Genomic DNA, 21703 nt, shown 5'->3' with positions numbered 1-21703 from the left:
CACTCCGATGTTTACGCGGCTTTCACCGGAGGGATACATCGTGAGCGAAGCCGACCGCGGCATAACGATAGGGAAAATTCGAGGCGGGTTCGTGGCCTCACTGAAGACATCTTGTTTTGCCGGTGTAGCGTGTGCGATTTGCACCGGGATGGTGGCGAGGGGCTGTCGATGAAGTTGAGGCCGTTGATATTTATCGTCGGAGCAGGGGCGGCGGCGATTGGGGGATTGCTGTTCTCGGTGGCGGCGCTGAGCCGCCGCTGCCTGCCGATGTGAAGGCAGATGCCGTTCTCATCTACAAGACGAGCCATAGCCTGACGTTGTTCAGCGGCGGGCAGGCGCTGCGAACCTATGCGGTTTCGCTGGGGCGTGGCGGCCCGGAGGCAAAGACGCGGGAGGGGGACAACAGGACGCCGGAGGGCAATTACCGGATCGATGGGCGCAATCCGCGCAGCGCCTTCCACCTCTCTCTTCACATCAGCTATCCCGATGCCCGGGATGTTGCCGCTGCGGCGGCGCGAGGCGAGAAGCCCGGCAGCGATATCATGATCCATGGCATCCGTAACGGCCTCGGCTGGGTCGGCACTTTCCACCGCTGGGTGGACTGGACGGCCGGCTGCGTTGCCATCACCAATGCCGAGATGGAAGAGATCTGGCGGGTGGTGCCGGACGGCACGCCCGTTGAAATCAGGGGGTAAGCGCCGATGATGGCGGCGGGCTTGTCGGCACGCGGTTCCCAAGCCCGCCGGACAGCACGCGGCCGATCTCAGTTTTTCAGGGCAAAGGCGAGTACGTAGTCGCCGACATCCTTTGAATAGGGCGCCCCGCCGACCGAGATCAGGACATATTGCTTGCCTGTCTTCGGCGAGACGTAGGTCATCGGTGTCGCGCTCGAGCCGACGGGCAGGGGATATTTCCAGAGCTCCGAACCATTCTCGGCATCATAGGCGCGGATGTAATAATCCTGGAAGCCGGCGAAGAAGACGACGCCGCCGGCGGTTGCCGATGTGCCGGCATAACTCGGCAGACCCATCGGCATCGGCAGATTGGTCTTGATCTTGAAAGGCCCTAGCTCTTCGGCGGTCCCGGCCGGAACCTGCCATGCGATTTTGCGGGTGTTGAGATCGACCGCCGTGACCGTGCCAAAAGGCGGCTGCGTGCAGGGGACGCGAAGCCTCGAAGTCCACATCTCGGTGTTCATGCCATAGGGCGTGCCGCGCTGCGGGGCGGAGGGGCCGTGCGCAGTCGTGGTCAAGGCAAAGTCGACATAGTCATTGCGCGGAACGAGCGTGAAGATGCTCGGCACGCGGATGTCGTTCAGGAAGACCCGATTGTTGGGCAGATCGACGGAGACGCTTCCCCAGTTGAGGCCGCCCAGATTTCCCGGCTGCTGGATGGTCCACTGCGTATTGATCGGGGTGAAATCGCCATCATAGCGCATCCTTCGAAAGGCGATGCGGCAGGCCAACTGATCGAACATCGTCAGGCCCCAGGCCGTCTGTTCGGTCACGCGCTCCGCGCCGATCGTCGGCATGCCGACGGAATAGGGTTGGGTCGGAGATAATTTTTCGTCCGGCGCGCCTCCCTGCTGCGGCACCGGCTTCTCCTGGACCTCGGCAAGCGGCGCGCCGGTCTGGCGGTTGAGCAGGAAGAGTTGGCCGCGCTTGGTGGTCTGCAAGAGGGCGGGTACCGTGCCGCCTTTACCGTCCGGAAGGTCCAGCAGCGCCGGTTGGGCGGGCAGGTCATAATCCCAGATATCGTGATGCACGGTCTGGAACTTCCATCTCTCGCGCCCCGTCGTCACGTCGAGCGCGACCAAGGTCGCGTTATATTGGTCGGAGAAAGCAGGGCGATTGACGCCGTAATAGTCCGGCGTGGTGTTGCCGAGCGGCGCATAGATGAGGCCGAGCTTGTCGTCGAACGCAGCCGTGGTCCACATGTTGGGGGTGGCCCGCGTGTAGGTTTGCCTTTCCGGCGGAAGCTTGGTGATCTCAGGATTGCCGAGATCCCATGCCCATTCGAGCTCGCCGGTAACGACGTTGAAGGCGCGGATGACGCCGGATGGCTCGCCGACCTCCTGGTTGTCGGTGACCCAGCCGCCGATGACGATCAGATTGCGGGCAATCAGCGGCGCCGATGTCTGGAAATAATAGCCTGTCTTGACCTCGCCCATGCCCTGGGAAAGCTGCACGGTGCCATTGTCTCCGAAGCCCGTGCAGGGAGCGCCGGTTCTGCTGTCGATCTCCAGCAGGCGCGCATCGATCGTCGTTTGCACCAGACGCTCATTGCAGAGACCGTCGGCCGATTGCGCCTCCGCCGGCATCTTATAGTAACCGAGGCCGCGGCAGCGCTGCCAATAGGGCGCCGCCGCCTTGGGATCGAAGGTCCAGCGTGGCTTGCCGGTATCCGCATCGAGCGCTGCAATCACGTTGGTCGGCGTGCAGGTGTAAACCGTATCGCCGATCTGCAGCGGCGTGTTCTGATCGGCACCCTCGCTCTTGCCGGTGCGATAGGTCCAGGCGAGATCCAGCGTGGAAACATTGGCGCGGTTGATCTGATCGAAGGGAGAGTAGCGATCTCCTGCCGTGGTGCGGCCGTAGGATGTCCAGTCAGCCGGCGCATTGTCGCCCTTGGCGGTCTTATAGGCAGGAATGTCGGCCGAGGGGCGAATGACCCCATGCGGCGTGAAAGCGAGGCTGAAACCGCCGACGAACAGGATTGCTGCAACCAGTGCGCCGCCATAGGAGAGCCTGCGACTGACCGTCGGGCAAAGCGACGGTGCAAAGAGAAGGGCAAGGCCCGCCAGCGCCAGCGGGGACATCAGCCGCGCGAAGAGCGCCCAGAAATTGAAGCCGCACTCCCAGAGCGCCCAGGGAACGGTGAAAATGGCGACAAGCAGAACGATCAGGCTTCCCGATGCCTTCCGGCGCCACAGCAGCAAGGCGCCAGCCAGATAGGCAAGGCCGACGAGCGCGTAATAGGGCGAGCCGCCGAGGCTGAGCAGCCAGATGCCGGCCCCGGCCAATCCCAGGCCGATCAGGGCGAGAACAATACAGAAAAGCATGGCAAGAAATTTCATGGATCTCCTCATCCAATCTGCTGTCCGATCGCCCGTGTCCCATCCCAAGCATCGCCTTCGGGAAGCGGCCGTTCGTTCAATTTTTAACTGATGTACCTCTGGTCACTGACACGCGCCGCCGATCCGGCAATGATGCCGCAGTCGTTCTGCGGCAGCAGCCTGCCATTCCAATTGCGTCGATACTTCTGAAAGGGGCACAGATGTTTCTCGGGGAAAAGCTTGATCTGGCGAACGGCCGGCCGACAGGATTCGACTACATGCGATTACTGTTAGCTTTTTCAGTGCTTTGGATACATACGGCCCGCGTCACATATGGCGATGACCTGTTTCTCTGGGAGTCGCCCCTCAGGCCGTTCATCAAATCCGTGCTGCCCATGTTCTTCGTCCTGAGCGGATTTCTGGTGGCTGGCAGTCTTGAACGATCGAAGACATTGATTTCCTTCCTGGGCAACCGGTTTATCAGGATCTATCCCGCTCTTACGGTAGAGGTGTTGCTGGCTGCCTTTATACTCGGAGCGATCTATACGGAATATGACCTGCGTGACTACTTCAGCGATCCGCAGTTCTTTACGTATCTGATGAATGTCACCGGCCACATTCATTTCAATCTTCCAGGCGTATTCCTCGACAATCCCGACGCCGCGATGGTGAACGGACAGCTCTGGACGGTGCCTTTCGAGCTCGAGTGCTACATCGTGATCGCCGCGCTCTTCCTGCTCGGCGTCGTCAGGCGGCGCGTGATTGCCCTCATCGTAACGCCGGCGCTGATCGTAGCCTTCGCTCTTGCCCGTTACTGGAAGCACGGCAGCGGCTGGGCCGATATGCCCACGACCGCATCGGGCAATCTCCTGATTTGCGCCTTCCTCGTCGGGGTGACCTTCTATCTCTACAAGGACAGGGTTCTCTGGGATGTCAGGATCTTCCTGGCCTCTGTGGCGTTCATCCTCGGCGCTTACTGGTTCACATCCTTCGGGGATTTTGTTGCCATTCCCGCCATGGGATATGTCACGGTCTTCCTCGGCCTGGCATCGCCCGCCAAACTCGGCATCCTGCGCGGGGCCGATTATTCCTACGGCGTCTTCCTCTATGGCTATCCGATCCAGCAGGCCTTCGTGGCACTGGGGCCCTGGGCGCATAATTGGTGGCTGAACGGCATCGTCTGCAGCATCATTGCCACCGGCTTTGCCGCCGTTTCGTGGAGATACATCGAAAAGCCGGCATTGAAATTGCGCAAGCAGGTCACCTGGCTCGAAAACCTTCGGCTGCAATACGGCACGAAACGGGAATTGGCCGGCGCGATCTGGAAATAGCTTTCTAGGGGACGGCCGGGAATGCCGGCCGTACACCTTCGGCCTCGCGCCGAAGGCCGCCGTCAAGTCCATTGCAGCTGTTCAACCGGTCAATAGATCAGCAGGGTTCGCCATCGCGGCGGGCCCTGTTTCGTTGCGCTTGGGTGATTGGCCGCGAGGCTCCTGCAGCATGTAGATCCGCCGGGTGGGAATGCTGGGAAAGTCTTTTCCGGATGAATAGTTCAATATTTCAAATGCGGTTCGATCGACTTGTTTATCGTGCATTAGCGATATTTTAACGATGACCGATAAAATACTTTGATCGAACTTCGTTTCGACTTTGGCTTTTGTCGTGTCGTTGAAGGCCGGCGGAAGCTTGAAGGAGGCGTGAAGAGAGGGGTAACAATGCTGAAGAGCGCGCTTATCGTGGTCGCCGTCTCCATTGCCGCCGGAGCGACCATTCGCGCCTGGGCTTTCGCAATTTTTGCATTTTTTCTAATGGCTGCGTTCGGCGTCGTGATCCTGCTGAAGGGCTCTTCGCTGACGGAAGCGATCGTTTCCTCCCTCAAGCTGCTTGTGCTGATGGAGATCTGCTATCTCGCGGGCCTCTTCGCCTTCTCCCTTTGGGGGCACAGTCAAAGGCGCCGGAAAAAGAACGCCATTGCCGACCGCTCGCATGCGACAGGCAAACGTCCTCACGGATAAGGCCATCTCGCCTATACAATAAGCGACCTGGTCTTGCGGGACATGTTCTTCAGGAGTCCAACCTCGGCAGCAAGGCATGCCGGGAGATAAGGACGGAGAGGGTCTTTCCCAGGATCACGAAATCCCAGGCGAGCGTCCAACTGGAGAGGTATTCGATATCGAGGGAAAGCCTGTTCTGATGGCTGGCCTCGCTGCGACCACCGGTCTGCCAATGGCCGGTCAGGCCGGGACGGACCGACATATAGGCACAGGCATGTTCGCCGTAACGCAGCAGCTCTTCCCGAGTGACGGCGCGGGGGCCGACGAGGCTCATTCGACCCAGCAGCACATTGATCAATTGCGGAAGCTTATCGAGGCTCGATCTCCTCAGGACATCGCCGACGATGGTGACATGCGGGTTTGGCGTCGCGTCGGCTCTTGCCGTGCGAAACTCGAGGCAACCGAACTCTCTTCCCTTGTAACCAACCCGAAGATGGCGATTGAAAACAGGCCCCCCGTCACTTAGCGTGACGATGATTGCCACCAACAGAAGCAACGGCGCCAGAAGGAACAAGAGGCTAGCCGCAAAGACGATGTCCAATGCGCGCTTCAGAATTCTGCTGATCGTATGGGATTGTGACGAGTTGGGGGCCTTGGCAAAGTCCCGCCAAGGTTCGCTTGGATCGATCTCCTGATTTTTTCCCGCCATCCGTGTCTCCGTTAAACAACCCCAGAAATCACAGCCAAAGCTTGTTTTAATGCAGATATCATGTCTGTGACCGTGGTCATATCCTAGGGTAAATTCTTTGCTCATAAAAGTAATCAATTTGATATTTAAAGTATTGCCTGCGGCATACGAAGCGAATTTCGGATATTCTCGGATGCTTTTCGCTTGTTAAGGTTACTTCGTGGACATCGTTAGAGCGAATGTTATCGCCGATTGATCGATCTCAATTGTATAAAATGGCCTCGTCGCCCTCCGTGGTTTTTCGTGAATAGAATTCGATGCGGCTATTATTATATATAAATATGAGCAACCGTCATTTTAAGGTATAGTTTCAACACGATAATTTTATCTTATTACTGTTTGACTTTACAATTTAACCGATTACGAATGTCGCTGCCGAAAATAAATTAAGTAGTCTGCGTGAGGTTGCGCGTATGGACGGGGTAATTAATATCAGAGGAGACAGGACTGGCGGGAGCGCGGCGCGTACAGGCGAAGCGGTTACTTCAGGAGCTGGACGTATCGAATACGGCGGCAGGGCCGATCTGGATCACGAATTCCCGTTTTGCCGGACAAGCGTTCGTAAGTTTCGCCGCGGCGACGTCATTGCCGGCGCCGGCGTCCTCATCGATATGTTCGCCCGCGTCCAGCGTGGAATGGTCAGTGCCAGCACGCCGCTTCCCGATGGGCGAGAATTCATCGTCGAGATCATTCCGAAGGGCGGCTTGATCGGCGAACTGGAAGTGTTGCGCAAGCATTCGCTCAGCCTCGAATATAGAGCCTCGTCGGATTGCGAGCTGCATTTCTTCGACGGCCGCCTGCTTCGGGAATTGTGTGTGAACGACCAGCAATTTCAGGTGAAGATCCTGTCGAAGGCGCTGGCTCGAGCTTCAGAACTCGAACGGCGTCTCATTTCCAACGCCGGCTCCAGCCTGAAGCAGAGACTGGCCCGGACGCTGCTGCGTCTTTCCGCCGTTTACAAAACGGAGGCGGGCAATAGCGGCGACGAGCTCTTCATTTCCCAAAATGATCTCGCCGCGACGCTGCCGGCCTCGCGCGAAAAGGTCAATCAGTGCCTGCGGCGCTTGCGCGAGAGCAAGGTGGTCGACGGGAAGCAGGGTAAAATCCGAATTCTCAATCGCAAGGCGCTGGAAGCCTATGCCGAGGGTGCGGCGTCCGCCGCCTGAGGCGTCGACTGGAGAATGGGCGTAGCCGAAACCCTGCGAACCCGCCGTCTGGCGGGTTTCATGTTTTACGGAACGATGGGAAACCTGAATTGAAGCGTTGCTTCAGACTTCGCTCTCCGAAGCATTCCTCCAGTATTTCCAGCCTTCGCCCTGGATGAGCCCGTGATCGGACAGATCCTTCCAGCTTCTGTAGGTGCCGGTGTCGTCATAGACGAAGTGATCCATCTCCTTGGCCGAGGAATAGACCGTATATTCTTCCGTATGCTGCGACCGGTGCGCCGCATCGGCGACCTTGTGCACGAAGGTCGACAGGAATTTGAAATGCAAAAGGGCGCCGGATACGCCGGGCGCTCCGCGCATGTCGCCCAGGTTAAGAGCAAGCGGCCAGACCTGGTGCGACGATTTCAGAAACAGACGTTCGCCATCCACATAGACCAGCGGGATCTTGTTGAGGGCGGGGCCGTCCCAGATCCTGTCCCGGAAATAGACGCGCCCGCGAACGCCGCCCTTGATCCATGTGGTCCAGTTGTGCTCGTCGAAATGCGCGACATAGCCGGACCGGTCGAAAAGATTGCAGACCTCGAGCGGGTTTCGGCCGGGCTCGCATATGTTTTCGAGGACCGGATGGGGGCTGTACATGTCGATCATGACGGAACGGAGGGAATGGCCTCCCATGGAATCGATGTAAGCGGTCAATTGGTCGATCGGCCGGGTATCGCAATGCGGATAGACCAGAAACTCATCCGCATCAACATAGAGGACCCACTTGTCCCGGCAGTGGCGGTTGATGACTTCGTTGATCCAGTCGTTCCCGAATCTGGCCGCCTTGTAGGAGCCGTGGGCGGAAAGAAGGGAGACATCCTCGAAAGAGGAGAGCAACTCGATCGTGCCGTCGGTCGAGCCGTTGTCGATGCAGATGAAGTGCTCGAAGCCGAGATCGCGGTAATATTGCAGGAAGAATGCCAGCCGGTGTCCTTCGTCGCGGATGACGCAGATGACGACGTGGCGCGCCTGCTTGAGCCCGCTGCGCAGCAAGTCATAGCGAAGCTGCCGGGCCTTCAGCGACCGGCGCAGGCGGGCTTTTGCATAATGGGAGATGCTGGCGACGGAAGCCCTGTAACCCATGGTCTGCCCCGAACATGCACGCCGCGCGGGCGCATTCTCCCCCGGATGACGGTCTGCGTTCGCGCCCGTATCCGTGCAGGAAGCAGCGATCCCGCGTTCCGCCCGAAGCGGCCCGCTGGCGTCGCCAGGAGATTCGCCCTCCGTTGGATCGATCCGCTTCATCATACGATATAATCACCGGCCAGCAGGCTCTGGACGCGCGGATCGGGCTGTTCTCTTTGAACGGCGTGCTTCATGCGAGCCCGTATCGAGCGATATTTATACAGTATTTTGCGGTCGAAACTTATGCCGCGGTAGAGCGCGTTATAGATCGGGTGGGCTTTGCGCAGGTCGACATAGACTTGGCTTTCCGTGTCGCTCCATGGAAAGAAGGTCCCATGCCATGGCTTCGGATGCGCCATGTAGTGGACGATCGACAAGGACGACATGTCCACCAGGTGGAGAAACTGCTTGGGGAAATTCCAGCGGTTCGAGATCAGGGTAAGCGCGGATCCGCAGACATAGTTCAATGCCCCCTGATCATGTTTGCCGTCGCAGGCCTCGGGGTTTCTGGCAAAAAGCTCGAGCGCCTCCTGCCCGATCCAGCCGTTGCGGTGGAATTTCAGGACACCGGCATTGAAATAATGGCTGTCCTTTCCCGTGGCGAGGAAATCATGGATGGCCGTGTAATCGCGTGCGGCGAAAAAACGGCCTTCGGGCACGGCGGCGCTTTCGAATTCACCGAGATCGCTGACGATCTGGGTGTCGCCGTCGAGGTAGATGATCTGGGTATAGTGGGCCGGCAGCACCTCGCAGAGGACCAGCTTGGCCATCGTGCTGACACTGATGCGCCCTTGGAAATGGGCGCTGTCGAGCTTGCCGAGCGAGTGCTGGAGGGCCTCGGTCGCATCGATCAGTTCCACCCCGCTTCCCGCGAGCAGGCTCTTCAACTCTTCGAAATTGTCGAGATGCTCCGACATGAGAACGCAGACATCGCTCGCCAGGCTTGCGAATTTGCGGGCCTGAAGCGCCGACAGAATGGTCGGAAACGAATATTCGACGTCCGTGACGTAGACGATGCATTGATTGTTCATGGCCTCACCCTTTCGATCGTCCGCAACCGCGAAGTCGAGGGAACAGTTGTTGATTGAGCCGATGGGGCTGTCGTAGGAAAGCTTGGTGCTGTATATACTGCCGGACTGCGGCCTGCTCGTCGGCTAACCGGCGTCCGGCTGGCGATGGTTGGTTTGATTGTCGAGATAGTCACCATGAAGAATGGCCTGCCTGCGATGAGGCTGCGTTTCGACATTCGGTTTCCTGGTGCGACGATCCGGACCGGGATGCGTGTGGGGATGCAGAGAGAAGAGGTATCGTGATGCTGATGACCGCGCTCATCGCCGCCGTCGTTTCGATAGCCGCCGGTGCTTCCATCCGCGCCTGGGCCTTCGCGATCTTTGCGTTCCTTGTGGCGATCGGCGTCGGCTGCGTGGCTTTCGTGGACGAGGCCTCCGTGCTTGCGGCGCTCGGCTCCGCCATTGCGATCCTCGTGCTCATGGAAATCGGCTATCTCTCCGGCGTATTCCTCTTCGGCCTCGTGCGGCGCAATGCCAGGCTGCGAGAGAACAATTCGGTCGCAGACAGTGTTTCTGCCGCTAGCGAGCGCCAGCAAGGCTGACATCGGGACTTTCCGCGGCCCACCCGGCTGCCCTTCAATCGCACGACGAAGATTCCGAACGGCCGTCATCGGGCTGAACCCATCGGCGCTCTCATGAGAGATGCCGATGCCTCCGGAAAGCGCCGGTTCGCCGGCGAGCGGGCCGCCCGGTGGCGCGGGATATAAGGTGCGGCCAGGCAGCCTGCGGCAAGCCCAGCAGACGTGCTGAACAGCAGGCCGAGATCCGTGCCGCTGCCCGATATGGCCGCAGAGCCGATCTGCGCGATAGACGCCATCACGGCGGCATTTCCGATCGCGTGGGTCTCCCGATCGCCGAATTTGTAGCGGCCGGACGCCTTCACCAGACTGTAGACGAAGACGGCAAACAGGAGCGTGCCGGTCAAGCCGACGTTGGACAACAAGGCGGCGATGAAGCTGGAGGCGCGGACGGTGCCGAGGCCGGCGCCGAAAGTGGCGGTATCGACGAATGCGATCAGCGCCAGCGTGTTCCAGGCGGTACGTTCTTCGCCGGATTGCGATTGGAGCTTGTCCGATACGGTCGTGGCCAGCAGACCTGAAATGGAATCCCATGCATCGGGGACGAGGCTGAGCGCGATGATGGCGCAGGGGATGAAGAACAGCGTGATCGCCAGGAAGGTGAGATGCGGCTTCGTGGCCGGGCCGCCGATCAGCCTTTTCAGGCAGAACAGCATGAACATGCAGACGATGAAGGCGCCGGCGACATAGGCCGTTGTCGAGGTGCAAAGCACGATCGTCGGGCCGATGAGGAGAGTTGCGAGCCCAGCCATGCGGCTTTCAACGCGCTCCAGCCAAAGCATGAGCGTGAAGGCGAAATAGGCCAGTGCGACGGCGCCGTACATGCTCGCCTCAGGAAAGGGGCCGACGATGCGCTTGAAGCCGTGGATCGTTTCGGCCGTATGCATCGTGTAATTCGCGTTTCTGATGATGTTGAGCAGCTGGGACTGGCCGATCTTAAACGTTCCGAGGTCGATCAGCGCGAAGGCGAAACATATGATCGTCGCGACGATCAGCTGTCGGGCGATGAAACGGGCATATCCGAGCCGGGCAAACCCGGCGACGACGGCAAAGCAGGCGAGGTCGCCAAGGAGATAGACGGATTGGCTGAGATTGGACGAGCCCGGAGCCAATGGGGCTGCCACCGTCGACATCATGCCCGAGGCATCTCTGGCGGAGGAGTAGACGAGGGTCGCGCCTGCAAAGATACGCGGCAGGAAGAAGGACGACACCACCGAGAACAGGATATAGCAGGCGAACCAGAAGCCCGGCCCCGGATAGGCCAAGGTGGAAAGCGTCGCCTGCGTCTGGACCGGGCGCAACAGGGCCGTCATGACGAGAAAGAGCACCAGAAGATGACTCGGCTGGATGCTGCTGCCGCCGAGCGCGGGCAGCTGCAAAGCCGCCGCGGCTCCGAGCAGCGTCGACAGGCAAAGTGCGGCGATGGCAAAGCGCGCGCCATTGAGCATGCTGAGCACGCCAACCAGCAGAATGAGGAAGCCGATCGGTTCTATCGACATGCTTCAGATCCCGCGAGGCGAAGGCCGCCAGTTGTCGTCGATCATCAGAGCCGCCTCCTAATTGGATCCCGTCTGGGATATCCAGCCGGGAGCCGCCCGATTGTCGCCGGCCACGTCGGATAGCGGCGCTGCCGAGCTCTGCTTTTGCGGCGCGTTCTCAGGCTGGGAAGGCGTTGTCTGAAGGCTCGTGTCCAGGCCGATTTCGACGAGATCATGCGGCAGCAATGCGGTTTGCGCGTTCGCCACGATGTCGCGATAGGTGCCGTCATCGTTGCGGCGCACGATCTTGTAATGCTTCTGCGCTCTGCCGATGCCCGGCGTCTCTGCGTGGATCTGGGCGAGCTGGGCGTCATAGCCTGCCTGCTCTCCCAGAAGCTGGGCCACCTGGATGTCGATCGCCGCTCTGCCGATGGCGAGGTTGACCTGGTTCAGAAGCTCCTGGTTCTCGCTGTTCTGCCGGTTGACGATATTGATCTTGGAGCGGTCGGCCTCGCTCTGCCCCTGGCGAGCCGTGGTGAGGGCAACTTCGAGATCGATCAGGGTGCCTTGAGCATCCGCGACCCAGCGGTCGACCGAAACCTGGCGGGAGTTGCTGACCAGACCCTTGCTCACCAGGCTGTTTACGTTGTTCAATTCCTTCTGGGCCAGATCGATCTGCCGCTTCTGCGAACTGATCTTGGCCTCCAGCGATTCGACCTGCTGCCCATAGAGCTGGGTGAGGTTATTCGCCGCTTCGATCTGGCTGTCGATATCGACGCGCCGCAGCCGCATCAGGTTCATTTCCTGCGCCTTCAGCTTGTCCACATCGGGGGTGCCGGCGAGTTCGGCCGGGATCTCGAAGCTCTGCTCGCCTGTGATTTCGGCGCGCAGGCGGGCCTGGCGCATCAGGAGATCGCGCCGGTTGACAACGGCCGTCCGGTAGGCGCCGGCCGCCTGGATCCGGTCGCGCTCGAAGTAGGTATTGTCCTCGCGCTCCCTGAGGAAGCCGCCGGCGATGCTGACGGCTTTCATCACGGTCATATTGGGTTCGAAGGGGTAGCGGCCGGGGTTTTGAACGGTTCCGCTCACGAAGATTGGCGCATGTTCGGAGATTTCCACGGCGATGTAGGGCTTGCCGGGAATTGCCGCCTTCGCGGCGAGCGCGCTGGCGATGGCATCCGCGAGTTCTTCGGTGGTCTTTCCGGTGGCCTGCACATGGCCTGCGATCGGGATCGACACGTCGCCGGCATCATCGATGGTGTAGACGCCGTCGAGCGATTCCCAGCTGGCATAGCGGGAATCCGATGACCGCCATTCGACGACGCGCAATCTGACCTTGTCTTCCGGCACGAGCGATAATCCTTGCGCATGGACGACGCTCCAGCCGGTCAGGCAGGAGAATGCCAGCACGGCAAGCAAGGCGGAGATCAAGCGATCGGATAAAGATATGCGTGACATGGGTCTATCTCCGTTTCGTTGCGATCGACGGTGAAGGCATCTCGCGCGGCGAGGGATTGCCGAATTCGAGAATGCGGGACGGAGAAGCGCGGCCGAAGAGAAGATCGGATAGCGCCAGCAAATTGCCGTTCAAACGTCCCCACCGATCGATCAGGCGGTCCTTGAGCAGGACGCCCGACGTATTCGCCAGGATATTGCGGCCGATCTGCGCGAGGGCACGGCCTTTCGACATGGTGCCCTTGCGGATCAGGTAGACGGGGTTGGCCACCTGCGAATAGCCGAGCCTTCGGCCGGGCTGCCGCCCCGATCTGACGCCGAGATGCACGCCGCGGGCGCCTTCGACGCGCACGGACCTGCCGTAGCGGGCGATGGACCTGCTGAAATCGACATCCTCGAGCCATCCGTAAAGCGGCAGTTGTTCGTCGAAGGTCAGCGCGTGCTCCAGAACGGGCGCAAGGCGGACCGCCATGTTGCATCCATAGGCGTTGTAGACATCCGTGACCTGCTCGGCCCCTTCGCCGGCCGTTTCGATGGCCTGGAGCGCCTGCGGCATGGCGAGCCCGCCATCGAGGACGCCATCGGCCAGCACCTCGCCGGTGGCGATCGCCACGTCGGGCCGGGCTGCAAAGACGGCGGCCATCCGTGACAGGAAGGTTGTGGCGGGAATGAAGTCGTCGTCGAGGAAAATCAGGATGTCGATATCGGCTGCCGCCGCCTCGATGATCCTGTTGCGCTGGCACGTCAGGCCGCGGCTGCCGACGATGAGTTCCACATCGCCGCGGTCGGCGAGGCCGGCGGCATCCTCGACGGCGGGCACACAGATGATCAGCCGCTCCGCCTGGCGGGGCAGGCCTGTGAGATAATCGACGGTATCCCGCAGGATCGAGGGGCGGCCCGCCGAGGCGATCCCCACAGCAATCCGCAACGGATGTCCTGCGCGCGCCGCCGCGGCTTCCTCGCCGCAGGGCCAAGGCGTCGTTTCGCTCGGACCGGCCTGCCGGATTGCTCCTGCCGAAGGCGAGATCATGACTCTATTCTCTTCGGTGCATTGTTGATGATCGCGCCGAGGATCTCCGCGCCGACATTGCGCAGGGTGTCGATGACGCGCACGGTGTCGTCGATCGACGTGCGCCCATGCGAGGTGACCACGAGGACGCCATCCAGTTCCGGCGCGATTGCATTGGCATCGGGCGAAGCGGAGAAAGCGGAAATATCGACGAATATGGCGTCGAACTCCTTTTTCAGCTCGGCGAAGCTCAGCTGCGTGCGGCGGGAGCTCAGGCGAACGGCCGGCGTCACCGTCTCCACCGTGCCGAGCGGCAGGAATTTCAGTGTCGGGGTGAGGGGCAGGGCCGCCGTCTGGATCAGTTCGCCGTTGTCGAGAACATCGACGAGACCTGTGGAGCTGTGGGGCGCGATCGACGTGCTGAGCGAGGATTTGTGCGCGGCTGCATCGATCAGCAGCGTACGTGCCCCCGATATCGACGACAGGACCGCCAGTTCGCAGGCGATGGTCGAGGCGCCGCTGCCGGGATCGACGGCAACGATACCGATGACGACGCGACGCTTGCGCCGGAGACCGATGACGGTTGCGCTCAATTCCGCCATGCCCGGAATGACGGGATCGGCGGCCGTGGTGCTGCTGTCCCTGCCGGCGGCGAGGAAAGGTGCCGGATGGCCGCTCCGGTTCTTCGTCGATCTCGCCAGCAAGGTGACGGAGGACAGGCCGCCGGCGTCGGCGATCTGGTGGGGGCGGACGATCCGACGGTCGCTGGCGTGCCTGATCATGGCGAGCGCGAGGCCGGTGCCGAGGCCGACTGCGCCGGCAAAGGTCATGATGAGCGTGCTGCGCGGCCGCGCCTTCGACAGGGGCAGCGTGGCCCGCGAGACGATCGTGGCGTCGGACACGGGGTAGGTGATCCGCTGCTTGGCCTCGGTCAGCTGGGTCAGCGTGCTTTCATAAAGGGTGCGGCGGGCATCCGTCGCGCTCTGCAGCTCGGCGAGCTTGAACTGGTCGCGCGGATTGCTGTTGAAGGTGTTCAGGGCATTGGAGGCATCGGCCAGTCCGCGCTGCTGCTCCCGCAGGAATTTTTCCAGCCAGTCGCTGTATTGGCGGGAGGCATCGGCCTTCATCGCGATGTTCTTCTGGATATATTGCCTGGCGAGCGTATCGGCGATGGCGACCGCCTTCTGGGGGCTCGATGCCGCAGCCGATATCTCGATGACCGTCGAACTGCCGATCCGGCGTATGTCCATCATGCTGAGCAGCGTGGCGACCGTCACGTCGTGGAGACGTTCCTCCTCGGTCTGCGGTCTGGCTTGGGTTTCGTTGGCATTCTCAGCCGTATACACTTCCGCAGAAACGCCCAGCAGCCAGTCCTTCGCCTTGTCCAGCAGCGAGGGCTTCCAATCGATAAAGTCGGGATCGCTGTCGAGAGCCAGCGCCCTTACCGTGCCGGCGATGACATCGGTGGAGCTGGCGATTTCCAGCTGTCCTTCGATGAATGCGTCCTCCGCGATGGCTCTTTGCGTTTCGGAGCCGCTCACTTGGGGAAAGATCACCAGCTGGGTGCTGGCCACGAAGGTGGGCTTGGCCGTCAGCAGGTAGCTTGCGGCGAAAATCAGGAAGACGACGGCCGTCCCCGCGATCCACGGCCAGCGCATCTTCAGGAAGAAGAGCATGTCGCGCAGGGTCAGCGGCGCGTTGCCGCCCGTGGCTGCGGCTGCGGGCAGGGATATCGGAGAAACACCGCTGAAGATCGTGCTTGAGGTCATGTCGTCCTAATCCAAAATGGCGAGATTACGGAGGTACGAGGTGCTGGCTGCTTGGAAGGGACGAGGGGAGTAGCGTATCTTCCGATTTCGGGCATGATCGGCGCTCACCCTCTGAACGCTCAGTACGAGCCGCGCTGCGAGAACAGAGCGGGAATGGTCTTGGCGATGATGACGAAGTCGCGGCCGAGCGACCAGTTGTTGATATAATGGACGTCGAGGGAGACCCGGTGCTCGTAGCTGACGTCGTTGCGCCCGCTCGTCTGCCAGTGGCCGGTCAGGCCCGGGCGTACGGCCATGTAGGCCCATATATGCTCGCCGTAGCGGGGCAATTCCTCGGCGGTGACAGGCCGCGGTCCGACGAGGCTCATGTCGCCACGCACGATATTGATCAGCTGGGGAAGCTCGTCGATGCTCGACCGCCTGAGGATATCGCCGATGGCGGTGATCCTCGGATCGTCCTTCAGCTTGCGCGTCGTTTCCCATTCGACCCGCGCAGCCGGATTGTTTTGCAGCAGTTCGGCAAGCTGGGCACTGGCGTCGGTCTTCATGGTGCGAAACTTGAGGCATCCGAAGGCCGCGCCGCCGACGCCGATGCGCGTATGGGAATAGAAGACGGGACCGCGATCGCTGAGCTTCACGATCATTGCGATGATCAACAGAAGCGGAGAAAGCAGGGCCAGAGCGGTGATCGCGACGACGAGGTCGATTGCGCGCTTCGATGATTTGCCTGCTGCACGAGGCCGGGACGCGTGGAGCTCGCCGCCATTCGCGGGACCTCCGACACGCGACCATGCCTCGAAACTATGTGCTTCCCATGTCATCGGCCGCCTCCAGAACATCGGTTAAGAACCGTTCAAAGTTTGCTGCGCCGCACTCTGGTTGTCTGTTACCAAGGTCATAATGCCTAACAAATTCTTTATGCTACTAACCGGCGCAAGATAATTTCGACTGTCCCGCGATAAACCTTCTTCTCATTTTAACGGCGATATAACCTAACTGTTGGTGATCAATATGTGTTTTTCATTTATAAATTTGATATCTTCATTTAAGCTATTGCTTATTTTTAGTTCATTAAGTCACTTTAATAGGCATATGTATTTAGAATTTTGATCGTTTTCTGGATTGTTGAAGCTTTTGATTTCGTTTGTCGATGTATTTCTATCTGAAAGTTAAATGTAGACTTGACATTTTCACTGTCTCTCGGTGGTGTTATTTGACTTCGATATTAACGCAATATAAATGATGCAGTGCAGCATTGCTTATGGTCATTCCGGGTACTGGGAGTTTTGCGCATGGACGGAGCGACGCATCTATCGGATCGCAGGGTCGGCATCGGCAAGGCAGCGATTTCTGCCGGCAGGGGCATTCATCTCAGCAGCCGTATCGTTCTCGACGATGAATTTCTTTCCTGCCGCTCGAGCGTGCGGCGTTTTCGCCGGGGCGAAATCATCGCCGGGGCGGGCGTTCTCGTCGATACGTTCGCGCGCGTGCATTCGGGGCTGGTCAGCGCCAGCACGATGCTTCCCGACGGCCGGGAATTCATCGTCGAGATCATTCCGAAAGCAGGTCTCATCGGCGAGCTCGAGGTGCTGCGCAGGCAGACCTTGACCCTTGAATACCGGGCCGGCTCCAATTGCGAGCTGCATTTCTTCGAAGGCCGGCTGCTGCGCGACATGTATGCCAGCGACCCCTGCTTTCGCGAGAAGGTTTTCTCCAGGGCGCTGGCGCGGATTTCGGAGCTCGAGCAGCGGATCATATCGAATGCCGCCTCGACGCTGCAGTCGAGGCTGGCCAGCACGTTGCTGCGGCTTTCCGCGGTCTATGGGAAAGATGCGGCAAACAGCGGCGACGAACTGATCATTTCGCAAAACGACCTGGCCGCAACGCTGCCGGCGTCCCGCGAGAAGGTCAACCAGTGCCTGCGGCGCCTGCGGGAATGCAAGATCATCGACGGAGGGCAGGGCAAGATCCGAATCCTCAACCGCAGGGCTCTGGAAGCCTGTGCCAATGGCGCGATGTCGGTGAAGTGATGCGTCCGTCGCTTTCCGAGGCCCTGAAACTCGCCGCAAATGTCAACCGTTTCCCCCGCCCCGGCAGGGCAAGGATCGATCGCGTGGTCGTCATCGACGACTACTCGACGGCCAGAGGCGGCGCGACGGCGCTGGCAGTGCTGTCAGCGAAGCTGTTTCGCGGCCTCGATATTCCCGTGACCTATATTTGCGGCGATGACGCGGCCAATGCGGAGCTTGTCGCGCTCGGGGTCTCGATGGTCGGCCTCCACAGCCGCGACCTGCTGAGCGCCGAGCGTGCGAAGGCCTTCGTGACCGGCATCCACAACGGCGCCGCCGTGCGAATGGTGGCGGACTGGATTGCGGCAAACGATACCGCGCATACCGTCTACCACGTCCATGGCTGGCATCAGATCCTGTCTCCCGCACTGTTCAAGGCGCTGGCGCCGGTCGCCGGCCGGTGCGCCGTTCATGCGCATGATTTCTTCACCGCCTGTCCGAACGGCGCCTTCTTCGACTATCAGTCCCAGCAGACCTGTGTTCGCCGCCCGCTCGGTGCCGGCTGCGTTGTGACGGCCTGCGACAAGCGGAGCTATTCGCACAAATTATGGCGGGTCGCCCGCGGCTCCAACATCCTCCGGCTGCTGAGGGATCGGGCCGAGTTCGGCCGGATCATCCTGCTGCACGAGAAGATGGCGCGCTTCCTCGTCGGTGCCGGCTATCGGCCGGAACGGCTGACGACGATCCGCAATCCCGTCGCGCCTTTGTCGATCAAGCGCATCGAGGCTGAGGCGAACGACGAGTTCGTCTTCATCGGCCGGCTGGACGAGGAGAAGGGCATCGAAGACGCCGTTGCCGCCACGCGCCGGGCCGGCGTCAGACTCTGCGTGATCGGCGACGGGCCACTGATGCCGCAGGTGGCGGCCTCCGGAGATCACGTCCGGGCGCTCGGCTGGCAGTTGCATGCCGAGATCGGCCCGACGATCCGCAAGGCGCGCGCATTGCTGATGCCGTCGCGCTATCCCGAACCCTTCGGTCTCGTCGCTATCGAAGCGGCCCGCAGCGGCCTGCCCGTCATCATGTCGCGCGGCGCCTTTCTGGCCGAGGAAATGGAACGTGCCGGCATGGCGCTTGCCTGCGATACGGCGGATGAAAGCGCCTTTGCAGATACGCTGACGCGATTCAGCCAGATGCCGAGGCATGAGGTCCGCGCCATGAGCGAGCGGGCTTTCCTGATGTCGCCCGATCTCGCCTCGACACATGAGGAATGGCGCGACGCGCTTCTTGCCGAATATCACGGCCTGATTTCGACGCATGCGGTTCGCGAGCCGACAAACGGTGTGGCGATACAAGGAGTATTCAGTTGACCCTTAAAGCAACAACCTCCCTTCCCGATGCAAGAGCGTTTCTCGCTGACGCACCCGTCATGGCGAAACGGCGTGTCGTGGAGGCCGGAAGCGCAAGCGACGGCAGGCAGCTCCGCGTCGCCATCGTGCATTACTGGCTCGTTTCGATGCGCGGCGGCGAAAAGGTCGTCGAAGAGCTTTGCCGCATGTTTCCGCAAGCCGACATCTTCACCCTGGTCTGCAACCGGGATCGCATCAGCGATTTCCTGAAGACGCGCAACATCCGCACGTCCTTCCTGCAGAAGATCCCCGGCGCGCAGCGGCATTATACCAAGATGCTGCCGCTGATGCCCTTCGCGCTCGAGCAGTTCGATCTGCAGGATTACGATCTCGTGCTGTCGAGTGAATCCGGGCCGGCCAAGGGCATCATCACACGCGCCGACGCGCTGCATGTCTGCTACTGCCATTCGCCGATGCGCTACATCTGGGACCAGTTCCATGTCTATCGCCATGGTCTTCCCTGGGTCGGCCGCGCCCTGATGTCGATCACCGCGCCGATGCTGCGCGCCTGGGATGTGACGACCGCCTCGCGGGTCGATATGTTCGTCGCCAATTCCGACTATGTCGCAAGCCGCATCCGGCGCTTTTACGACCGGGATTCCGTCGTCATCCATCCGCCCGTTGCGACCGACGATTTTGCGGTGGGGAAGGGGAAAGGCGAATTCTATCTCTATGCCGGACAGCTGACGACCTACAAGCGGCCGGATATAGCCGTTCGCGCCTGCACCGAAGCCGGTCGCAAGCTGGTGGTGATCGGCGAGGGAGAGCAGCTGCCCTATCTGAAATCGATTGCCGGACCGACCGTCGAGTTTCTCGGCCATCAGCCCTTCAACGTGCTGCGCGATCACCTGTCGCGATGCCGTGCCCTCTTGTTTCCGGGCACCGAGGATTTCGGCATCCTGCCGGTGGAGGCCATGGCATCGGGACGTCCGGTTCTCGCTTTCGACGCCGGCGGCGCCAGAGAAACCGTTTCCTCGCCGCAGGTCGGCTTCCGTTTCGCCGAGCAGACGACGGAAGCTCTGCTGGAAACGATGGCGGCGTTCGAAGAGGTCGAGGACGATATCGATCCGCATGCGATCCGCGCACACGCGCTGAAATTCTCCTCCGCCGTGTTCCGCGACCGGCTGAGCAATCTCATCGAGCAGCAGCTGTCCGACCATGGCGACCGATCCGCCGACGTTTTCAGAAGACGGCCGGGCTGAAGGCAGGGAACGGAGCTGCCTGTTTTGCTGCCGCGACCGAAACCGTCTCACACCGTCGATGAGGAATGATAGCAGATCATGTCAAGCGTATCTCAAAGGACGGCGACGGCGAGCATCTGGACGGTCAGCGGAAAATTCCTGGCGCGGCTGCTCGATTTCGTCAGTCTCCTTATTCTGGCGAGGCTTTTGAGCCCGGCGGATTTCGGCCTGGTCGCCATTGCAACCTCGGTGCTCGTGATCGTCGAAACGGTGCTGGATCTGCCGTTGACGCAGGCCCTGATGCGCCAGCCGTCGCCTTCGGACAAGATGTTTGCCACGGCCTTCACCCTCAGCCTGCTGCGAGGGACTGCCATCAGCCTGCTGATGATCATCATCTCCTGGCCGATGGCGGTGATCTACGACGATTCCCGGCTCTTTGCCCTTGTCGCCGTTCTCTCGATCGCGCCTGCCATGCGCAGCATGATCAGCCCGCGCATGGTGCTCTTCATGCAGCGCTTCGATTTCAAGCGCGAATTCGCGCTCGATCTCATCACCAAGGGCTCGACATTGCTGTTCGGGGTCGGCGTGGCAGTCACGACCGGCAGCTATTGGGGGCTGGCGGCCGGAGCGGTCGCAGGTCCGACTGCGGCGATGATCACCTCTTACATCTTTGCGCCGATGCGGCCGGCCTTCAGTCTCTCGGAATGGAAGCACTTTCAGGACATGATCAGCTGGAACACCGTGTCGCAGGTGCTGAATTCGATCAACTGGCAACTCGACCGGCTGCTGCTGCCGCGCTTTACCGGCCTGTCGACCTTCGGTGCCTTCAGCGTTGCCGACAATATTGCCGGGATTCCGTACCAGACCTTCGTCGGGCCGCTGTTGCGCCCGCTGATGGCGGCATTTTCCACCGTCGAAGACCGTCGCAATCTGGTGACTGCCTATCTGAAGGCGACGAATGCGATCAGCTTCGTTGCCGCGCCCGTTCTCATCGCGCTCGCCATGCTCGCCGAGCCGACCGTGCGCGTCCTCGTCGGCGAGAAATGGCTATCCGCTGCGCCGATCCTGCAATGGCTCTGCCTTGTCAGCCTGCTGGGTCTTCCCACCAACATCATGCCGGCTTTGGCCATGGCGTTGGACAATACCCGTTCGCTGGCTCTGAGGATGTTTGCCGAATTCGCCGTCCGGGTGCCGGTCGCCATCCTCGGCATTGCCTATTTTCAGGTGGCGGGGGCGCTCGGGGCGCGGATCGTGGCCGTGCTCGTCGCCTATGCCGCATCGCTCGTCATCACGCGGCGGCTCATCGGCGCGAGTTTTGTCGCGCAGCTGAGCTCCTTCTGCCGTCCGCTGGCCGCGAGCCTGCCGATGATCGTCTTCCTGCTCTGGGTGCAGCCGATGCTCTCCGCGATGCCCGTCGGCTTCAATCTCATCGCCGGCCTGGCGCTGTGCGGCGGGGCGGCGGTGGGGATTTTCTGGGCCTTCGCATTGCTGCTGTGGCAGATCGTCGGCAGGCCCGACGGCATCGAGACGATCGTCGTTCAAAGGCTGACGCCGCGGCGTAACGGGGTTCTCACCTCATGATGGAAACAGGTGCAGTCCAATGATTGGGTTTGGCGTT

19 protein-coding genes are annotated in these 21703 nt (G+C 60.7%); 10 read left to right on the top strand and 9 right to left on the bottom strand.

What is annotated here, in order from left to right; translation table 11 throughout:
* Positions 1-273: hypothetical protein (locus CO670_RS33445; protein WP_245425942.1), on the top strand; the 273-nt coding region annotated here is incomplete at its 5' end.
* Positions 270-695, top strand: a complete 426-nt coding sequence (locus CO670_RS22925; RefSeq protein ID WP_245425939.1) for a L,D-transpeptidase family protein — start codon at positions 270-272, stop codon at positions 693-695. The genes CO670_RS33445 and CO670_RS22925, both read left to right, overlap by 4 nt.
* Before the next feature lie 68 nt (positions 696-763).
* On the opposite strand, the gene CO670_RS22920 is transcribed toward CO670_RS22925, so the two are convergent.
* Entirely contained in the window at positions 764-3076 is a 2313-nt protein-coding gene (locus CO670_RS22920; RefSeq protein WP_097592323.1) for a membrane-bound PQQ-dependent dehydrogenase, glucose/quinate/shikimate family, read from the bottom strand.
* Positions 3077-3276: 200 nt separating this feature from the next.
* Between CO670_RS22920 and CO670_RS22915 the strand changes: the two genes are divergently transcribed.
* Both CO670_RS22915 and CO670_RS22910 read left to right on the top strand, forming a co-directional pair.
* The gene (locus tag CO670_RS22915) at positions 3277-4386 is read left to right on the top strand and encodes an acyltransferase (RefSeq protein ID WP_097592322.1); all 1110 of its coding nucleotides are present in this window, start codon (positions 3277-3279) and stop codon (positions 4384-4386) included.
* A gap of 384 nt (positions 4387-4770) precedes the next feature.
* Positions 4771-5070 carry a hypothetical protein gene (locus CO670_RS22910; protein WP_097592321.1) on the top strand — a complete coding sequence of 100 codons (300 nt, stop codon included), beginning with the start codon at positions 4771-4773 and terminating at the stop codon, positions 5068-5070.
* A 49-nt stretch (positions 5071-5119) separates the two neighbouring features.
* Here the strand turns inward: CO670_RS22910 and CO670_RS22905 are convergent, their stop codons facing one another.
* Positions 5120-5758 carry a sugar transferase gene (locus CO670_RS22905; protein WP_097592320.1) on the bottom strand — a complete coding sequence of 213 codons (639 nt, stop codon included), beginning with the start codon at positions 5756-5758 and terminating at the stop codon, positions 5120-5122.
* A gap of 452 nt (positions 5759-6210) precedes the next feature.
* Between CO670_RS22905 and CO670_RS22900 the strand changes: the two genes are divergently transcribed.
* Positions 6211-6963, top strand: coding sequence for a Crp/Fnr family transcriptional regulator (locus CO670_RS22900; protein ID WP_097592319.1), 753 nt, complete (start codon positions 6211-6213; stop codon positions 6961-6963).
* A 102-nt stretch (positions 6964-7065) separates the two neighbouring features.
* On the opposite strand, the gene CO670_RS22895 is transcribed toward CO670_RS22900, so the two are convergent.
* Both CO670_RS22895 and CO670_RS22890 read right to left on the bottom strand, forming a co-directional pair.
* Entirely contained in the window at positions 7066-8088 is a 1023-nt protein-coding gene (locus CO670_RS22895) for a glycosyltransferase family 2 protein (RefSeq protein ID WP_097592318.1), read from the bottom strand.
* 161 nt (positions 8089-8249) lie between these two features.
* Positions 8250-9161 (bottom strand): glycosyltransferase, encoded by a 912-nt coding sequence (locus CO670_RS22890; RefSeq protein ID WP_097592317.1) that lies wholly within the window; start codon positions 9159-9161, stop codon positions 8250-8252.
* A 281-nt stretch (positions 9162-9442) separates the two neighbouring features.
* Between CO670_RS22890 and CO670_RS22885 the strand changes: the two genes are divergently transcribed.
* Positions 9443-9742 carry a hypothetical protein gene (locus CO670_RS22885; RefSeq protein WP_097592316.1) on the top strand — a complete coding sequence of 100 codons (300 nt, stop codon included), beginning with the start codon at positions 9443-9445 and terminating at the stop codon, positions 9740-9742.
* Between the two features lie 65 nt (positions 9743-9807).
* Here CO670_RS22885 and CO670_RS22880 read toward each other — a convergent pair whose 3' ends face one another.
* The 5 genes from CO670_RS22880 to CO670_RS22860 form a co-directional block, all read right to left on the bottom strand.
* Positions 9808-11277, bottom strand: coding sequence for a hypothetical protein (locus tag CO670_RS22880; protein WP_097592315.1), 1470 nt, complete (start codon positions 11275-11277; stop codon positions 9808-9810).
* 57 nt (positions 11278-11334) lie between these two features.
* Positions 11335-12714, bottom strand: coding sequence for a polysaccharide biosynthesis/export family protein (locus CO670_RS22875; protein ID WP_097592314.1), 1380 nt, complete (start codon positions 12712-12714; stop codon positions 11335-11337).
* A 4-nt stretch (positions 12715-12718) separates the two neighbouring features.
* Positions 12719-13741, bottom strand: a complete 1023-nt coding sequence (locus tag CO670_RS22870; RefSeq protein ID WP_097592313.1) for a glycosyltransferase — start codon at positions 13739-13741, stop codon at positions 12719-12721.
* Complete coding sequence (locus tag CO670_RS22865; RefSeq protein ID WP_097592312.1) at positions 13738-15489, bottom strand: Wzz/FepE/Etk N-terminal domain-containing protein; 1752 nt, start codon at positions 15487-15489, stop codon at positions 13738-13740. Before CO670_RS22865 ends, CO670_RS22870 begins: the two co-directional genes overlap by 4 nt.
* Positions 15490-15608: 119 nt before the next feature.
* Entirely contained in the window at positions 15609-16310 is a 702-nt protein-coding gene (locus tag CO670_RS22860) for a sugar transferase (RefSeq protein ID WP_097592311.1), read from the bottom strand.
* 471 nt (positions 16311-16781) lie between these two features.
* Here CO670_RS22860 and CO670_RS22855 point away from each other — a divergent pair, with 471 nt between their 5' ends.
* The 4 genes from CO670_RS22855 to CO670_RS22840 all read left to right on the top strand — a co-directional run bounded on the left by CO670_RS22855 (position 16782) and on the right by CO670_RS22840 (position 21666).
* Positions 16782-17519 (top strand): Crp/Fnr family transcriptional regulator, encoded by a 738-nt coding sequence (locus CO670_RS22855; RefSeq protein WP_097592310.1) that lies wholly within the window; start codon positions 16782-16784, stop codon positions 17517-17519.
* Positions 17519-18865 carry a glycosyltransferase family 4 protein gene (locus CO670_RS22850; protein ID WP_097592309.1) on the top strand — a complete coding sequence of 449 codons (1347 nt, stop codon included), beginning with the start codon at positions 17519-17521 and terminating at the stop codon, positions 18863-18865. Before CO670_RS22855 ends, CO670_RS22850 begins: the two co-directional genes overlap by 1 nt.
* Positions 18862-20106 carry a glycosyltransferase family 4 protein gene (locus CO670_RS22845; protein ID WP_097592308.1) on the top strand — a complete coding sequence of 415 codons (1245 nt, stop codon included), beginning with the start codon at positions 18862-18864 and terminating at the stop codon, positions 20104-20106. Before CO670_RS22850 ends, CO670_RS22845 begins: the two co-directional genes overlap by 4 nt.
* A 78-nt stretch (positions 20107-20184) precedes the next feature.
* Positions 20185-21666 carry a lipopolysaccharide biosynthesis protein gene (locus tag CO670_RS22840; protein WP_097592307.1) on the top strand — a complete coding sequence of 494 codons (1482 nt, stop codon included), beginning with the start codon at positions 20185-20187 and terminating at the stop codon, positions 21664-21666.
* The last annotated feature ends 37 nt before the right edge of the window (positions 21667-21703 follow it).

This window comes from Rhizobium sp. J15 (genome assembly GCF_002531825.1).
Classification (GTDB): Bacteria; Pseudomonadota; Alphaproteobacteria; order Rhizobiales; family Rhizobiaceae; genus Rhizobium.
Note: the sequence above shows the minus strand (reverse complement) of the source record. Positions and strands in the feature narration are given on the sequence as shown.

Excerpts from the sequence above, each read along its gene's own strand:
- CO670_RS22920 (WP_097592323.1), bottom strand. The coding sequence starts at position 3,076 with ATGAAATTTCTTGCCATGCTTTTCTGTATTGTTCTCGCCCTGATCGGC.
- CO670_RS22915 (WP_097592322.1), top strand. The coding sequence starts at position 3,277 with ATGTTTCTCGGGGAAAAGCTTGATCTGGCGAACGGCCGGCCGACAGGA.
- CO670_RS22910 (WP_097592321.1), top strand. The coding sequence starts at position 4,771 with ATGCTGAAGAGCGCGCTTATCGTGGTCGCCGTCTCCATTGCCGCCGGA.
- CO670_RS22905 (WP_097592320.1), bottom strand. The coding sequence starts at position 5,758 with ATGGCGGGAAAAAATCAGGAGATCGATCCAAGCGAACCTTGGCGGGAC.
- CO670_RS22900 (WP_097592319.1), top strand. The coding sequence starts at position 6,211 with ATGGACGGGGTAATTAATATCAGAGGAGACAGGACTGGCGGGAGCGCG.
- CO670_RS22895 (WP_097592318.1), bottom strand. The coding sequence starts at position 8,088 with ATGGGTTACAGGGCTTCCGTCGCCAGCATCTCCCATTATGCAAAAGCC.
- CO670_RS22890 (WP_097592317.1), bottom strand. The coding sequence starts at position 9,161 with ATGAACAATCAATGCATCGTCTACGTCACGGACGTCGAATATTCGTTT.
- CO670_RS22885 (WP_097592316.1), top strand. The coding sequence starts at position 9,443 with ATGCTGATGACCGCGCTCATCGCCGCCGTCGTTTCGATAGCCGCCGGT.
- CO670_RS22880 (WP_097592315.1), bottom strand. The coding sequence starts at position 11,277 with ATGTCGATAGAACCGATCGGCTTCCTCATTCTGCTGGTTGGCGTGCTC.
- CO670_RS22875 (WP_097592314.1), bottom strand. The coding sequence starts at position 12,714 with ATGTCACGCATATCTTTATCCGATCGCTTGATCTCCGCCTTGCTTGCC.
- CO670_RS22870 (WP_097592313.1), bottom strand. The coding sequence starts at position 13,741 with ATGATCTCGCCTTCGGCAGGAGCAATCCGGCAGGCCGGTCCGAGCGAA.
- CO670_RS22865 (WP_097592312.1), bottom strand. The coding sequence starts at position 15,489 with ATGACCTCAAGCACGATCTTCAGCGGTGTTTCTCCGATATCCCTGCCC.
- CO670_RS22860 (WP_097592311.1), bottom strand. The coding sequence starts at position 16,310 with ATGACATGGGAAGCACATAGTTTCGAGGCATGGTCGCGTGTCGGAGGT.
- CO670_RS22855 (WP_097592310.1), top strand. The coding sequence starts at position 16,782 with ATGGACGGAGCGACGCATCTATCGGATCGCAGGGTCGGCATCGGCAAG.
- CO670_RS22850 (WP_097592309.1), top strand. The coding sequence starts at position 17,519 with ATGCGTCCGTCGCTTTCCGAGGCCCTGAAACTCGCCGCAAATGTCAAC.
- CO670_RS22840 (WP_097592307.1), top strand. The coding sequence starts at position 20,185 with ATGTCAAGCGTATCTCAAAGGACGGCGACGGCGAGCATCTGGACGGTC.